General features: G+C 68.4%; 15 protein-coding genes. 3 read left to right on the top strand and 12 right to left on the bottom strand.

The window, feature by feature from the left end; genetic code table 11:
- The coding region (locus GXP76_RS09715) for a tetratricopeptide repeat protein (RefSeq protein WP_242571040.1) at positions 1 to 1,171 on the top strand (1,171 nt) is incomplete at its 5' end.
- A 135-nt stretch (positions 1,172 to 1,306) separates the two neighbouring features.
- Here the strand turns inward: GXP76_RS09715 and GXP76_RS09710 are convergent.
- From GXP76_RS09710 to GXP76_RS09685, 6 genes are all read right to left on the bottom strand, one after another.
- Positions 1,307 to 2,704, bottom strand: coding sequence for a dicarboxylate/amino acid:cation symporter (locus tag GXP76_RS09710; RefSeq protein ID WP_277993189.1), 1,398 nt, complete (start codon positions 2,702 to 2,704; stop codon positions 1,307 to 1,309).
- Positions 2,705 to 3,070: 366 nt separating this feature from the next.
- Positions 3,071 to 3,367 (bottom strand): DUF4229 domain-containing protein, encoded by a 297-nt coding sequence (locus GXP76_RS09705; protein WP_242571038.1) that lies wholly within the window; start codon positions 3,365 to 3,367, stop codon positions 3,071 to 3,073.
- Positions 3,368 to 3,475: 108 nt separating this feature from the next.
- The gene (locus GXP76_RS09700) at positions 3,476 to 4,000 is read right to left on the bottom strand and encodes a GNAT family N-acetyltransferase (protein ID WP_242571037.1); all 525 of its coding nucleotides are present in this window, start codon (positions 3,998 to 4,000) and stop codon (positions 3,476 to 3,478) included.
- 105 nt (positions 4,001 to 4,105) lie between these two features.
- On the bottom strand, positions 4,106 to 5,269 hold the full coding sequence (gene mqnE / locus GXP76_RS09695; protein WP_242571044.1) for an aminofutalosine synthase MqnE: 1,164 nt from the start codon (positions 5,267 to 5,269) through the stop codon (positions 4,106 to 4,108).
- Between the two features lie 85 nt (positions 5,270 to 5,354).
- The gene (locus GXP76_RS09690) at positions 5,355 to 5,810 is read right to left on the bottom strand and encodes an Lrp/AsnC family transcriptional regulator (protein ID WP_242571036.1); all 456 of its coding nucleotides are present in this window, start codon (positions 5,808 to 5,810) and stop codon (positions 5,355 to 5,357) included.
- Between the two features lie 94 nt (positions 5,811 to 5,904).
- Complete coding sequence (locus tag GXP76_RS09685) at positions 5,905 to 6,594, bottom strand: UbiX family flavin prenyltransferase (protein ID WP_242571043.1); 690 nt, start codon at positions 6,592 to 6,594, stop codon at positions 5,905 to 5,907.
- A gap of 168 nt (positions 6,595 to 6,762) precedes the next feature.
- Between GXP76_RS09685 and GXP76_RS09680 the strand changes: the two genes are divergently transcribed.
- Complete coding sequence (locus GXP76_RS09680; protein WP_242571035.1) at positions 6,763 to 7,362, top strand: rhomboid family intramembrane serine protease; 600 nt, start codon at positions 6,763 to 6,765, stop codon at positions 7,360 to 7,362.
- A 36-nt stretch (positions 7,363 to 7,398) separates the two neighbouring features.
- Here the strand turns inward: GXP76_RS09680 and mqnP are convergent, their stop codons facing one another.
- Complete coding sequence (gene mqnP, locus GXP76_RS09675) at positions 7,399 to 8,346, bottom strand: menaquinone biosynthesis prenyltransferase MqnP (protein ID WP_308354122.1); 948 nt, start codon at positions 8,344 to 8,346, stop codon at positions 7,399 to 7,401.
- Positions 8,343 to 9,800 (bottom strand): menaquinone biosynthesis decarboxylase, encoded by a 1,458-nt coding sequence (locus GXP76_RS09670; protein ID WP_242571034.1) that lies wholly within the window; start codon positions 9,798 to 9,800, stop codon positions 8,343 to 8,345. The genes mqnP and GXP76_RS09670 overlap by 4 nt, the downstream gene beginning before the upstream one ends.
- 86 nt (positions 9,801 to 9,886) lie before the next feature.
- Here GXP76_RS09670 and GXP76_RS09665 point away from each other — a divergent pair, with 86 nt between their 5' ends.
- Positions 9,887 to 10,336, top strand: a complete 450-nt coding sequence (locus GXP76_RS09665) for a PLD nuclease N-terminal domain-containing protein (RefSeq protein WP_242571033.1) — start codon at positions 9,887 to 9,889, stop codon at positions 10,334 to 10,336.
- A gap of 93 nt (positions 10,337 to 10,429) precedes the next feature.
- On the opposite strand, the gene ccsB is transcribed toward GXP76_RS09665, so the two are convergent.
- From ccsB to GXP76_RS09645, 4 genes are read right to left on the bottom strand one after another with little or no spacing between them, the layout of a single operon-like run.
- Positions 10,430 to 11,521, bottom strand: a complete 1,092-nt coding sequence (gene ccsB, locus GXP76_RS09660; protein WP_242571032.1) for a c-type cytochrome biogenesis protein CcsB — start codon at positions 11,519 to 11,521, stop codon at positions 10,430 to 10,432.
- Entirely contained in the window at positions 11,518 to 13,335 is a 1,818-nt protein-coding gene (locus GXP76_RS09655; protein WP_242571031.1) for a cytochrome c biogenesis protein ResB, read from the bottom strand. The genes ccsB and GXP76_RS09655 overlap by 4 nt, the downstream gene beginning before the upstream one ends.
- A gap of 4 nt (positions 13,336 to 13,339) precedes the next feature.
- Positions 13,340 to 14,077 carry a cytochrome c biogenesis CcdA family protein gene (locus GXP76_RS09650; protein ID WP_242571030.1) on the bottom strand — a complete coding sequence of 246 codons (738 nt, stop codon included), beginning with the start codon at positions 14,075 to 14,077 and terminating at the stop codon, positions 13,340 to 13,342.
- A gap of 31 nt (positions 14,078 to 14,108) precedes the next feature.
- A complete protein-coding gene (locus tag GXP76_RS09645) occupies positions 14,109 to 14,747 on the bottom strand; it encodes a TlpA family protein disulfide reductase (RefSeq protein ID WP_374360371.1) in 639 nt (212 codons plus the stop codon).
- Positions 14,748 to 14,778 lie beyond the last annotated feature (31 nt).

The raw sequence follows: 14,778 nt of genomic DNA, 5'->3' as shown, positions 1-14,778 counted from the left end.
CAACACGCTGCCCAACGACCCAGTCACGAACACCGCCGGATGGCCACGCTGGCGGACCCTGCTCCCCCACATCAGTGCATATCTCGCCCACACCCCTACAGACACTGACACCAACACCCTCATCCTGCACAACACGGCGCTTTTTCTGTTGAGCCAGGGCCAGCTCAGTCAAGCCACCGGTTACGCCGAGCGCTCCACCGCCGTCTCAGCCCGGTTCTTCGGCGAAGACCACCCGGACAGCCTTACCTCCCGCAACAACCTCGCCTACGCCTACGAGTCGGCAGGAGATCTTGAGCGCGCGATCCATCTGTACGAGCGGGTCCTCATCGCCCGCGTGCGGGTCCTGGGCGAGGACCACCCCGACACCTTGGCCTCCCGCAACAACCTCGCCAACGCCTACGAGTCGGCAGGAGACCTGAAACGCGCCATCCGCATGCATGAACGAAACCTCACCGACCGGCAGCACGTACTCGGCGAGGACCACCCCGACACCCTGGCCTCCCGCAACAACCTCGCCAACGCCTACGAGTCGGCAGGAGACCTGAAACGCGCCATCCCTTTGTACGAGAAGAGCCTCATCGACGGCGTGCGGATCCTGGGCCCTGACCACCCCCACACTCTGACGTCTCGCAACAACCTCGCCTACGCTCACCGATCAGCGGGGAATCTTGAACGCGCCATCCCCCTCCACGAGCAGAACCTCACCGACAGCGTCCGTCTCCTCGGCGAGGACAACCCTTTCACCCTGGCCTCCCGCAACAACCTCGCGAGCGCTTACGACGCGGCCGGGGACCTGGCACGCGCCATCCCCCTGTACGAGCAGACGGTCACCAACAGCGTGCGGGTCCTGGGCGAGGACCACCCCCACACCTTGGCCTCCCGCAACAACCTCGCCAACGCCTACGAGTCGGCGGGAGATCCCGAACGCGCCATCCGCATGCATGAGCAGAACCTCACCGACCGGCGGCGCGTACTCGGCGAGGACCACCCTTCCACCCTGACCTCACGCAACAACCTCGCGAGCGCTTACGACGCGGCCGGGGATCTCGAACGCGCCATCCCCCTGTACGAGAAGAGCCTCATCGACAGTGTCCGTCTCCTCGGCGAGGACCACCCGACGACTCACATCGTGCGTGACAACTTGCGGTGGTCGCGTTCACGCGCACGCTGACAACAGCTCGCCTCCGAACCGGAGCGCGGAGCTCGTGGTGACCCGTGGTGGTTTGGTCGAACTGCACGGTGGAACGGCGACAACGCCGCCCGCGCACCGACTCTTTCGGGCGCGGGCGGCGTCAAAGCGTGGCGCTTACACAGCGGCAGGGACAGCAGCCTTGTGCTCCACCTCGCGGGTCTCCGACTCCTCATCAATCGGCGAACCGTGCACCGAGTTGTACTTGTCGTGGTCCAGGATCTTCTCGCGGGCCGCGACGATGACCGGTGCTACAACTTGTCCGGCAACGTTCGTCGCCGTGCGCATCATGTCCAGGATCGGGTCGATGGCGATCAGCAGACCCACGCCCTCCAGCGGCAGACCCAGCGTGGAGAGGGTCAGGGTCAGCATGACCGTCGCGCCGGTGAGGCCCGCCGTGGCCGCCGAGCCGACGACCGAGACGAAGGCGATCAGCAGGTAGTCCTGGATGCCGAGCTGGACGTTGAAGATCTCCGCGATGAAGATCGCCGCCAGCGCCGGGTAGATCGCGGCGCAGCCGTCCATCTTGGTGGTGGCGCCGAACGGGACGGCGAAGCTCGTGTACTCCTTCGGCACGCCGAGGCGCTCGGTCACCCGCACGGTGACGGGCATCGTGCCGACCGAGGAGCGGGAGACGAAGGCGAGCTGGATCGCGGGCCAGGCGCCCTTGAAGAACTGGAGGGGGCTGACCTTGGCGACCGTGGCGAGCAGCAGCGGGTAGACGCCGAAGAGGACCAGGGCGCAGCCGATGTACACGTCGGCGGTGAAGGTCGCGTAGTCGCCGATCAGGTCCCAGCCGTAGTCCGCGATGGCGTAGCCGATGAGGCCGACGGTGCCGATCGGGGCGAGGCGGATGACCCACCACAGCGCCTTCTGGAGCAGTTCGAGCACCGACTCGCTCAGCGCGAGGATCGGCGCGGCGCGGTCGCCGAGCTTGAGCGCGGCGATACCGGCGACGGCGGCCATGAAGACGATCTGGAGGACGTTGAGTTCGGTGAACGGGGTGATCACGTCCGTCGGCACGATGCCGGTGAGGAAGTCGATCCAGGAGCCCGAACCCTCCGGCTTGGCGCCGTCCTTGGGGGTGAGGCCGGTGCCGGAGCCCGGGTTGGTGATCAGGCCGATCGTGATGCCGATGGCGACGGCGATCAGTGACGTGATCATGAACCAGAGCAGGGTGCGCGAGGCGAGCCTGGCGGCGTTGTTGACCTTGCGGAGGTTGGTGATCGACACGAGGATCGCGAAGAAGACCAGCGGGGCGACGGCCAGCTTCAGGAGCTGGATGAAGATGCCGCCTATTTTGTCGAGCGTGGTGTACAGCCAGGTGATGTCCTGGCTGCGGGCGAGCCAGCCGAGCAGGACGCCGAGGACGAGACCGGCGACGATCTGGGCCCAGAACGGGACCTTGGGCAGGGAGAAACCTGGGCCCGAACCGGCCGGCTTGGCGGCCTGGTCGGCCTTGCCGGTGGTGGCGGGCTCGGAATTCGCGGACACGGACACACTCCAGTTGGGCATACGGCGGTACGGGGACGAGGGGGTGGAACTGGGGGGTGCGGCGCCCGTGCGTCAGAAGTGGCGCCGCCGCATGAAGCGGGCTCGGATCAGAGCGAGCCGCTACAGACCGCGGACATGCAGCGGCAGAGGTCGACATGCAGGCGCGCCACGAGCGGCACGCTCGCGGCATGAGGGCGCACTGATGTCTTCATGCCCAGTACATTAACACCGGGACTTATGGATACTCAAAGGCCCGCTTTGAGGTATCGGGTACGCCGACGGCCCCGGAAACACCGATGCCCCAGCCCGGAAGGGGCTGGGGCGTGCTGGTGCGGCGTACGGATGTGACGAAACTTACGCGGCGCTTATACGGGACGGGCCGGCGTCCTACTGGACGGCGCCGTCCTCCTGCGCGCGGTTCGCCTCGAGCCTGGCCTTCGCGCCGTCGACCTTGCCGACGATCTGCGCGGACATCTCGTCACGCTGCTTGCGCAGCAGGACGAAGCTGAGCGGCGCGGAGATGACGAGCGCGAGCAGCAGCACCCAGACGAAGTTGGAGTCGCCGAGTCCCTTGGGCAGCACGCCGAACTGGACCAGGGCGGCGACGACCACGAAGCTGCCGACGAAGATGCCCAGGCGCATCGCGGTGTAGCGGATGGTGGCGCTCGTTCTGGCGGCGGTCACAGCGGCCCTCTCTCCTCGTGCTCCTCGTGGCGGCGTACCCGACCAGTGAAGCACGCCGCCCGGCGTCCCTTATCGGAGGGTTGGCTCAGGCCGCCGCGGCCCGCCGCCTCAGTGCAGCGGCAGCAGCATCGTGATGTCGTCGCGGTCGTCGCCGGGCGCCACCCGTATCGCGTCCGGCACCCGTCCGACCTCCTTGTAGCCGCACGACGCGTAGAAGGCGTCCACGCCCGTGCCGCCCCGGCAGGTGAGCCGTATCGCCTCGATGCCGTCGAAGCCGCGTGCGGCGTCGGCCGCCGCGCGCATCAGATCGCGGCCGTACCCCTTGCCCTGGTGGCGCGGGTGGACCATCACCGTGTACAGCCAGACCCAGTGCCGCATCAGCCGGTGGGTGTTGTACGTGAGGAACGCCGTGGCGGCCACGGCGCCCTCCTCGTCCAGCCCCACGAGCAGCCGGGTCCGGCCCTCGGCCATGGACGCGAGGTGCTTGACGAGTTCGGCGCGTACGTCGTCGGGGTTCACCGGCGGTACGAAACCGACGGCGCCGCCCGCGTCGGAGACGTCCGTCCAGAGCGCGACGACGCCGTCACGGAGGGCCGGGTCGGTGGGCGGGTCCAGGATGAACGTAAGCGGCATTTCCTCACAGTAACCATTACCGAGTCGAACCCTCAACCCTGTCCCGAAACGCGAGAAGCCCCAGCTCAGCGAGCTGGGGCCGCTCAACGGGAATGCGCCGACGGCTCAGAGCCGCATCGGCTGCGGCGTTTCGCGACGGTCCTCGTCGGGGCCCGGGTACTCCCGGATGATCTCGTAGCGCGTGTTGCGCTCGACGGGGCGGAAGCCGGCGTCGCGGATCAGGTCGAGCAGATCCTCACGGCCGAGCTTGTTCGGCGTTCCGTAGTTGTCCGCGTCGTGCGTGATCTTGTACTCGACGACCGAGCCGTCCATGTCGTCCGCCCCGTGCTGGAGCGCGAGTTGGGCGGTCTGCACGCCGTGCATCACCCAGAAGACCTTGACGTGCGGGACGTTGTCGAACAGCAGCCGCGAGACGGCGAACGTCTTCAGCGCCTCGGCGCCGGTCGCCATCGTCGTACGCGCCTGGAGGAGGTTGCGGACCTTGCCGTCCTGCATGTCCACGAAGTCGTGCTGGTAGCGCAGCGGGATGAAGACCTGGAAACCGCCGGTCTCGTCCTGGAGTTCACGCAGCCGCAGCACGTGGTCGACCCGGTGCCTGGGCTCCTCGACGTGGCCGTACAGCATCGTGCACGGGGTCTTGAGACCCTTCTCGTGCGCGAGCCGGTGGATACGCGACCAGTCCTCCCAGTGCGTGCGGTGGTCGACGATGTGCTGCCTGACCTCCCAGTCGAAGATCTCGGCGCCACCGCCCGTCAGCGATTCGAGCCCGGCGTCGATCAGCTCGTCGAGGATCTCACTGGCCGTCAATCCGGAGATGGTCTCGAAGTGATGAATCTCGGTGGCCGTGAACGCCTTCAGCGAGACCTCCGGCAGCGCCTCCTTGAGAGCCCTCAGCGAGCGCGGGTAGTAGCGCCAGGGGAGCGTCGGGTGCAGCCCGTTGACGATGTGCAGCTCGGTCAGGCTCTCGCCGCGCATCTCCGTCGCGAGGCGGACCGCCTCCTCGATGCGCATCGTGTACGCGTCCTTCTCGCCCGGCTTGCGCTGGAACGAGCAGTACGCGCACGACGCGGTGCACACGTTCGTCATGTTGAGGTGACGGTTGACGTTGAAGTGGACGACGTCACCGTTCTTGCGCGTCCGCACCTCGTGCGCGAGACCGCCGAGCCAGGCCAGATCGTCCGACTCGTAGAGGGCGATCCCGTCCTCGCGGGTCAGCCGCTCACCCGCTCTGACCTTCTCCTCCAACTCGCGCTTGAGCCCCACATCCATGACAGATGCAGTCATGCGGCGCCTCCCACTGTGAGTGTCATATGTCCACCGAACGCCCGGTTACCAGACTTCACCAACCGTACGCCTACGTCTCGTCGGGAAGCTCGCCGACCCGGTTCTCCCACTTGGTGGAGAGCACGATGGTCGTCCGGGTCCGCGAGACGCCCTTCGTACTGCCGAGGCGGCGGATCGTCTTCTCCAGACCGTCGACGTCCCCGGCGCGGACCTTGAGCATGTACGAGTCGTCGCCCGCGATGAACCAGCAGTCCTCGATCTCGCCCAGACCGCGCAAGCGGTGCGCGACGTCCTCGTGGTCGGCGGCGTCGGAGAGCGAGATGCCGATCAGCGCGGTGACACCGAGGCCCAGCGACGCCGAGTCGACGGTGGCGCGGTAGCCGATGATGACGCCGGCGGCCTCCAGCCGGTTGATGCGGTCGGTGACGCTGGGCCCGGAGAGCCCGACGAGCCGGCCGAGTTCGGCGTACGAAGCTCTGCCGTTCTCCCTGAGGGCCTGGATGAGCTGTCTATCCACGGCGTCCATATGCCTGAAGCCTTCCATTGTTCAGCAATCTCGCAAGTTGATGTATGCAATCTAAGGCAGTGTGGCGAGTGCGGTGATGCGAAAGGAGGGATCGCTAGCGCGCTTCGGAGTCCGGCGCCGGCTCGGGACCGGTACGGGAAGCGCCCAGTTCCCCTTCCCAGCGGCGGTACAGCCGGTGCGGCACCCCCGCCGCGTCCAGCACCCGCCCGGCGACGAAGTCCACCAGATCCTGGATGTGCGTCGCCCCCGCGTAGAAACCCGGGGACGCGGGCAGCACCACGGCGCCCGCCTCGTCCAGGGTCACCAGATGCTTCAGGGTCTGTCCGCCCAAGGGGGTCTCCCGGACAGCGACCACCAGCCGGCGGCGCTCCTTGAGCGTGACGCTCGCCGCGCGTTGCAGCAGGTCCTTCGAGAGCCCGAGCGCGACGCCGGCCACACAGGCGGTGGAGGCGGGGACGATCAGCATCCCCCTGACCGGGTACGACCCGGAGGACGGGCCGGCCGCCAGATCACCGGCGGCCCAGTGCCGTACGTCCGACACGTCGGGGGCGAAGGTGTCCGGCTTCCCGTCGGCGCCCCGGGCCAGCCACGCCCGCAGATCGTCCGGCCAGTGCGCGTCCCGGAAGGAGATCCCCGTCTCGTCGAGCAGCGTGAGCCGGGACGCGCGGCTGACGATCAGGTCGACGCTCTCGCCGGCGTCGAGCAGCCCGCGCAGCACGGCCGCCGCGTACGGGGTCCCCGACGCGCCGGAGACTCCGACGACCCACGGCCGCCGGGGCCGCACCGCGGGCCGCCCGCCGCTCCGCCCGTGCTCGCGGTCGCGGGCCTCATGGTCCTCGTGGTCCGATCCGGGTTTCACGCCTCCGACCTTATCCGGCGCCCCGAAGCAGGAACCGGGGACGGTACCTCGCGCGTTCCCGGGGTGGGAACGCGAGAACCGTTGGGGGGCGACATGCCGGATTCATCCATCGACAGGACCGCGGTGCGCCGTATCAAGGCGGCGGCCGGTCTCATGCTGGGCTGGGTCGCGCTGCTCTGGGTCCTGGAGGCCGTGGACACCTCGACAGGCGCGCTGGGGACGTACGGACTGAGCCCGCGGGAGCTGGGCGAGCTGCGCGACATCATCCCGATGGCCTTCCTGCACCACGGCTTCGACCATCTTGCGTCGAACGCCGTGCCACTGCTCGTGCTCGGCTTCCTCGCGGCGCTCAGCGGCATAGGCCGCTTCGTGCGCGTGGTCCTCACGATCATGGTCGTCGGCGGTCTGGGCGTCTGGCTCACCGCCGCGGACAACTCGGTGACGGCGGGTGCCTCGGGCGTGGTCTTCGGGCTGCTCGGTTATCTGCTGGTCCGCGGCTTCGTGAACCGCAGCGCGGTGGACATCGTGGTGGGCCTGCTGGTCCTGGTGATGTACGGCTCCGCGCTGTGGGGCGTGCTGCCGACCAATCCGTCCGTGAGCTGGCAGGGCCATCTCTTCGGGCTGGTGGGCGGCGTGCTGGCGGCGTTCATGTTCCGCAGGCCCAAGCGCCCGGCGGGTGCGCTCATATCCTGACCCGCCGGGCGAGCTGTGCCGAGGCCGCTCGGGCCGTCAGACCGTCAGTCCGCGTACGAGCAGGTCGAGCAGCGCGCAGATGAAGAGCGCCATCCCGATGAAGCCGTTCACGGTGAAGAAGGCCCGGTTGAGCCGGGACAGGTCGTTCGGCTTCACGACCTGGTGCTCGTAGAGGAACGCGGCGGCGACGATCAGCAGGCCGATCCAGAAGAACAGCCCCGCGTCGGTGGCCAGCGCGTACCAGACCAGCAGGGCCGTGGTCACGGCGTGGCAGGCCCGCGCGCCGTACAGCGCGGCGGGGATGCCGAAGCGCGCCGGGACGGACTTCACGCCGTGCGCGCGGTCCGCGTCGACGTCCTGGCTGCCGAAGATCAGGTCGAAGCCGCCGATCCAGATGCCGACGGCGAGACCGAGGATCACCGCGTCCCAGGACCACTCGCCGGTGACGGCGATCCAGGCGCCGACCGGGCCCATGGCCTGGGCGAGGCCGAGGATGGCGTGCGGGAAGTTCGTGAAGCGCTTCCCGTACGGGTAGACGACCATCGGGACCACGGCGACGGGGGCGAGCACCAGACAGAGCGGGTTCAGCAGGGCGGCGGCGCCGAGGAAGACCACGAGCGCGACGAGCGCACCGGTCCACGCGGAGCGCACCGACACCGCGCCGGTCACCAACTCCCGGTTCGCGGTGCGGGGGTTACGGGCGTCGATCTCGCGGTCGATGATCCGGTTGCAGGCCATCGCGAAGGTCCGCAGGCCCACCATCGCGACCGTGACGAGCAGCAGCCGGCCCCAGTGGATGTTCCTGTCGAGCTGGAACATGGCCGTCAGTGAGGCGATGTAGGCGAACGGCAGCGCGAAGACCGAGTGCTCGATCATCACGAGCCGCAGGAACGCCCGTGTCCTGCTGCCGGACGGCGCCGGTCCCGGCCTGCCCTGTCGTCCCTGCCCGACGAGTCGGTCGGCTCCCTCGGCGGCACTGCTCACAGGCCGTACTCCCTCCAGCGCTTCGTCACCCGGTCCGCGGTCTCCGGGTCGGACTCGACCATCTCCGGCCAGCCACCGTCCCGCGTGTACCCCTCCTCGGGGAGTTTGCGCGTCGCGTCGATGCCCGCCTTGCCACCCCAGAACTGCTGGTACGAGGAGTGGTCGAGGTGGTCGACCGGGCCCTCCACGACCGTCAGGTCCCGCGCGTAGTCGGTGTTGCCCAGCGCCCGCCAGGACACCTCGTGCAGATCGTGCACGTCGCAGTCGGCGTCCACGACCACGATCAGTTTGGTGAGGGACATCATGTGCGCGCCCCAGATGGCGTGCATCACCTTCTGCGCGTGCTTCGGGTACTTCTTGTCGATCGCGACGATCGCGCAGTTGTGGAAGCCGCCCGACTCGGGCAGGTGGTAGTCCACGATGTCGGGCACGATGATCTTGAGCAGCGGCAGGAAGAACCGTTCCGTCGCACGCCCCAGCGGACCGTCCTCCGTCGGCGGCCGGCCGACCACGATCGACTGGAGCAGCGGACGTTCGCGCATCGTCACGCAGTCGATGGTCAGCGCGGGGAACGGTTCCTGCGGCGTGTAGAAGCCGGTGTGGTCGCCGAACGGGCCCTCGGGCAGCATCTCGCCCGGCTCCAGCCAGCCCTCGATGACGACCTCGGCGTTGGCCGGCACCTGGAGCGGCACCGTACGGCAGTCGACCATCTCGATCCGCTTGCCCTGGACGAACCCCGCGAAGAGGTACTCGTCGATGTCCCCCGGCAGCGGGGCGGTGGAGGCGTACGTCACGGCCGGCGGGCAGCCGAAGGCGATCGCGACGGGCAGCCGTTCACCGCGCCTGGCGGCGACCTGGTAGTGGTTGGCGCTGTCCTTGTGGATCTGCCAGTGCATGCCGATGGTGCGCTTGTCGTGGCGCTGGAGCCGGTACAGCCCGAGGTTACGGATGCCGGTCTCGGGGTGTTTGGTGTGTGTCAGACCGAGGTTGAAGAACGAGCCGCCGTCCTCGGGCCAGGTGAACAGCGCGGGCAGCCGGTCCAGGTCGACGTCGTCACCGGTGAGGACGACCTCCTGCACGGGCGCGCTGCCGGGCTTGACCTTCTTCGGCGGCACGTGCGTCATCGTGCCGAGCTTCCCGAACGCCTCGCGCACGCCCACGAAACCCTGCGGCAGTTCGGGCTTGAGCAGCCCGCCGATCTTGTCGCTGATGTCCGTGTACGACGTGAGCCCGAGCGCCTTGAGCAGCCGGCGGTCCGTCCCGTACACGTTCATCGCCAGGGGCATGTCGGAGCCCTTGACGTTCTCGAAGAGAAGCGCGGGACCGCCGGCCTTGTTCACCCGGTCGACGATCTCACCGACTTCCAGATACGGATCGACCTCGGCCTTGATGCGCTTGAGGTCACCGTCGCGCTCCAGCGCCCGGAGCAGAGAGCGAAGATCGTCGTAAGCCATACGAACCAGTATCTGCTACTCGCTACCCTGGACCTGTAACCGGGGCCACCGCTCCGTACTCGATCTCCATACCCAGGGGGACCGCCATGCTTCGGGTGCTGATGATTCTGGTGCCGCTGGCTCTCAGCATCTACGCGTTCATCGACTGCATCACCACCGACGAGAAGGACGTCCGGCACATTCCCAAGCCCATCTGGGCCATTCTGGTGCTGCTCTTCCCGCTGGTCGGCTCGATCGCCTGGCTGATGGTGGGCAGGAAGCCCACGGCGGCCAAGGGCTCGGCGGGCCGCCGGGGCGGGTGGGTCGCGCCCGACGACAACCCCGACTTCCTCAAGTCCCTTGGGAAGAACGGCAAAAGCGACCGGGGCGGCGAGGACGACACCGGGGAAGCGGCGAAGGACGGGGCGAAGCCGGCCGCGGACGCGGACGCGGTGGCCGAGTTGGAGCGGCGCGAGGCCGATCTGCGGCGCCGTGAGGCCGAGATCGAGCGCCGCGAGAAGGGCGGCAGCGCCGACGACGTCCCGCCGACGGCCTGAGTCGCCTCACGTGCCGAGTCACTCACGTACGACAGCGGCGCGTCCCCGGTTCGACTGATCCGGGGCGCGCCGCTGTTGTCGTTCCCGCGCGTCTCACACGTCCGCGTAGGAGTGCTTTCCGCTGACGAAGATGTTCACGCCGTAGTAGTTGAACAGCCAGCAGCCGAAGGCGATCAGGGCCAGCGTCGCCGCCTTGCGGCCCTTCCAGCCCGCCGTGGCGCGCGCGTGCAGGTAGGCGGCGTAGGCCACCCACGTGATGAAGGACCAGACCTCCTTGGGGTCCCAGCCCCAGTAGCGGCCCCAGGCGTCGCCGGCCCAGATCGCGCCCGCGATGATCGTGAAGGTCCACAGCGGGAAGACGGCGGCGTTGACGCGGTAGGAGAACTTGTCGAGTGTGGCGGCGGCGGGCAGCCGCTCCATGACGGAGGACCACGCGCGGCCGACGGTGACGCCCCGGGCGATCTTGGACTCGTACACGTCACGCAGCAGGTAGAAGACCGTGCCCACGGCGCCGAGGTAGAAGACCGCGCCGCAGAAGATCGCGGTGGAGACGTGGATCCAGAGCCAGTACGAGTGCAGGGCCGGGACGAGTTGGTCGCTGTCGGTGTAGAGCACGGTCGTCGCGACGCCCAGGTTCAGCAGCACCGTGGTGACCAGCGGCAGTCCGATCCAGCGGATGTTCTTCTTCGCGAGGAGGAAGGCGAGGTACGTGCCGACCGCCACCGTGGAGAAGGTGGTGGAGAACTCGTACATGTTGCCCCACGGGGCGCGCTGCACGGCCATCGCGCGGCTGACGACACCCGCCGCCTCGATGAGGAAGCCGAGGGCGGTGAGCGCGACGGCGATGCGCCCGTACAGGTCGCCCTTCTCGGTGCCGCCCGCGGCGCCGGGGCCGTCGGGCACGTCACGCCTTCCGGCCGCCGAGCGCGTGATGACCTTCGGGCGCTCCAGGACGGCGGTGCCGCCGCCCTTCTCCTTCTCCGCCGTGCGTACCTCGACGGTGGCGGAGGCCGTCCGGCGGGCGCCGGTCAGCGCGGCGGCGGTACGGCCCACCTTGCTGCGGCTGCCCGCGACCCACTCGACGATATGGGCGAAGAAGGCCAGGGTGTAGACGGCCATGGACGAATAGACCAGCACGTTGGCGGTGTTCGCCAGGCTCTCGTTGGTGGTGGCGGCGAGGATCACTTCTCAGCCCCTTCGACAGGCTCTCCGGTAGTGGTGGCGGTGGCGGCGACGGATGTGTCTTCCGCGGCGTCTCGCGCTTCTTCTTCGGGCTCGGACTCCGGCTCCGGTTCTTCGGACTCCGGCTCCGGCGCCGTCGGCGCCTCGGCGTTGAGCGTCAGGGCGAGGTCGCCCAGCTCCTCGGGGAGCTTCGCCGACTCGCTGCGTCCGAGGCCGGCCATCTCCACGACGGTGACTCCGTCGGCGCCGCGCACCGCGCGGACCCAGATCCGGCGCCGCTGGATGAAAAGCGAACCGGTGAGTCCGAGGACGGCGCCGATCGCGCCGGCGAGAGCGAGCCCGTTGCCCGGCTGCTGCGAGATCTGGAAGGTCGCCCACTCCTTGATCTCCTTCTCGAAGGTCACCGAGCCCGCGCCGTCCGGCAGCTTCATCGTCTCGCCGGGCAGCAGCCGCTGTGCGAGCTTGTTGCCGTCGGCGTCCTTGAACTGCTTCATCTTGCTGGTGTCGAGCTGGTACACGTTCTGCGGCAGACCGGAGTCGACGCCGAGGCTGCCCCGGTAGCCGGTGAGCGCCAGTACGGGGAAGTCCAGTTCGGGGAACTGGGAGAACATGTTGCCGTTGCCCTTGCCCGCGAACGTCGGCACGAAGAAGGCGTTGAAGCCGAGCTGCTGCTTCTTGCCGTTCTTGTCCCGGTAGCCGTCCATCACCTTGATCGCGCCGGTCGAGGTGATGTTGTTGTCGATCGGCAGGAGCGGGGTCGCGCCCTTGAAGACCACCTTGCCGGCGCCGTCCCGGACGGTGATGACGGGGGCGTAACCGTGGCCGATCAGATAGACCTTCGAACCGTTGACCTCCAGCGGTTCGTTGACCTCGATGACCGCCTTGCGCTCCTTGCCGCCCGCGTCCGTCGAGTAGCTGACGTGGGCCTCGAATTCACGGGCCGTGCCGACCTGTGGTCCGTTGCGCTCGAAGGTCCCGACGAACTTGTCGAGGTTGAAGCTGAACGGCTCCAGGTCGTCCGTGTCGTACATCGAGCCGGACTTGAAGTCGTCGTACTGGGTGAGGGTGTTGGAGAACCCGTCGCCCTCCATGATCAGCTTGCCGCCCTCGGACTTGAAGAGCTGTCCGGTGGCGAAGGCGACCAGCATCACGATCAGCGCGATGTGGAAGAGCAGATTGCCGGTCTCGCGGAGGTAGCCCTTCTCGGCGGCGACCGCGTCCCCGGCGGTGTGCGCGCGGAAGCGCCGCTTCCTGAGCATCGTGAGGGCGGCCTCGCGGGCCTCCTCCGGCTCGGCGGTCGTACGCCATGTCGTGTAGGCGGGGAGCCTGTTGAGCCGCTTGGGGGCGCCGGGCGGACGGCCGCGCAGCTGGCCGGCGAACTGCCAGGTGCGCGGGACGATGCAGCCGATGAGGGAGATGAAGAGCAGAAGGTAGATCGCCGAGAACCACACCGAGCTGTAGACGTCGAACAGCTGGAGCTTCTCGTAGACCGGTGTGAGCGTCTCGTGCTTCTCCTGGAACGTCTGGACCTTGAGTTCGTCCACGGTGTTCTGCGGGATGAGCGAGCCGGGGATCGCGGCGAGCGACAGCATGAAGAGCAGGATCAGCGCGACGCGCATCGAGGTGAGCTGGCGCCAGAACCAGCGGATCCAGCCGGTCGGGCCGAGGCTGGGGCCGCCGATGGCGGACTCCTCGCGGGGGGCCGTGGAGAGCTGGGATCCGGCGGCGCCGAGTTCGCGGGCCTCGCGCGCCTCGGGTGTGCTGTCGGTCTCCGGCCCGTCGGGGGCGGTGTCCGCTGTCGTCTCTGTCTTGCTCATGGAACTAGATCCCCACCGTGAAGCCGTTGGTCCACGTCTGCATGTCTTGCATGATGCTGTCCCACACGCCGGTCACCAGCAGCACCCCGGTCGCGATCATCATCACGCCGCCGATGCGCATCACCCACACGTAGTGGCGCTTGACCCAGCCGAAGAGCCCCAGCGCCTTGCGGAACGCGACGGCGGCGAGGACGAACGGGACTCCGAGCCCGACGCAGTACGCGACGGTCAGTATGGCGCCCCGCCCCGCGCTCGCCTGGTCGAACGCCAGCATGTTCACGGAGGTGAGCGTCGGTCCGATGCACGGCGTCCAGCCGACCCCGAACAGCGCGCCCAGCAGCGGAGCGCCGGCCAGACCCGACACGGGCTTCTTGTGGACGCGGAATTCGCGCTGCGTGAGCCAGGGCAGCAGCCCCATGAAGAACACGCCCATCGCGATCATCAGCACACCGAGGACCCGGGAGATGATCGCCCGGTGGTCCTGGAGGGTGTTGCCGAAGTAGCCGAAGAGCGCGCCGCCGGAGACGAAGACCGCGGTGAAGCCGACGATGAACAGCACCGCGCCGGCGACCATCCGCCCGCGCCGCGCGTCGCCCAGGTCGGTGCCGCTGATGCCGGTGACGTAACTGAGATAGCCGGGTACGAGCGGCAGCACGCACGGCGAGAAGAACGAGACCAGACCGCCCAGCAGAGCGAGCGGCAGCGCGAGCAGCAGCGCCCCGCTGTAGACCGTCTCATTCATGCCGGGAACCGCGGCGAGAACCTCCACGGGATCACTTCTCCGCGATCAGCGGGTCGATCATCTCGCGCAGTTTCTTGTCGTCGAGCGCGGTCAGGGCGCGGGCCGCGATCTTCCCGTCCCGGTCCAGCACGACGGTGGAGGGGATCGCCTGCGGGTTGAGGCTGCCCTTGGGGAAGCCGTTGACGAGGAGCTTGCCCGCCGGGTCGTAGAGACTCGGGTACGTGACGCCGTAGTTCTCCTCGAAGGCGAGGGCCGGGCCCTTGTTGGTGTCGCGGGTGTTGATCCCGACGAACGCGACGCCCTGTGCCTCGGTCTCCTTGGCGACCTTCACGAGGTGCGACGCCTCGGCGCGGCACGGTGCGCACCACGAACCCCAGACGTTCAGCACGACGATCTTGCCCTTGAGGTCGGCGACGTCGAGCCGCTCGCCTTCGAGCGTCTCCCCGGCGATCTTGTTGACCGCTTTGCGCTCGCCCTTGGCGACCGTCTGCACGCCGCCGGTGTTGGTCACGAAGTTGGTGTCACCGCCGCCGCCGGAGGTGGCACCACCGCCGCACGCCGCCAGGGTGAGCATGGCCACCGACGCGGCCACGGCGGCCGTGGCGGCAGCGCGTGGGCGTCGGTTCGAGCGGCTTGGGAGGGCCAAATCCTGTCCGAGGCCAAAGTTCATGTGAAAAGTTTCGCATGGGCCATTCGGGGAT

Source organism: Streptomyces sp. NP-1717 (assembly GCF_022695985.1).
In the GTDB taxonomy this organism is placed as follows: domain Bacteria; phylum Actinomycetota; class Actinomycetes; order Streptomycetales; family Streptomycetaceae; genus Streptomyces.
Note: the sequence above shows the minus strand (reverse complement) of the source record. Positions and strands in the feature narration are given on the sequence as shown.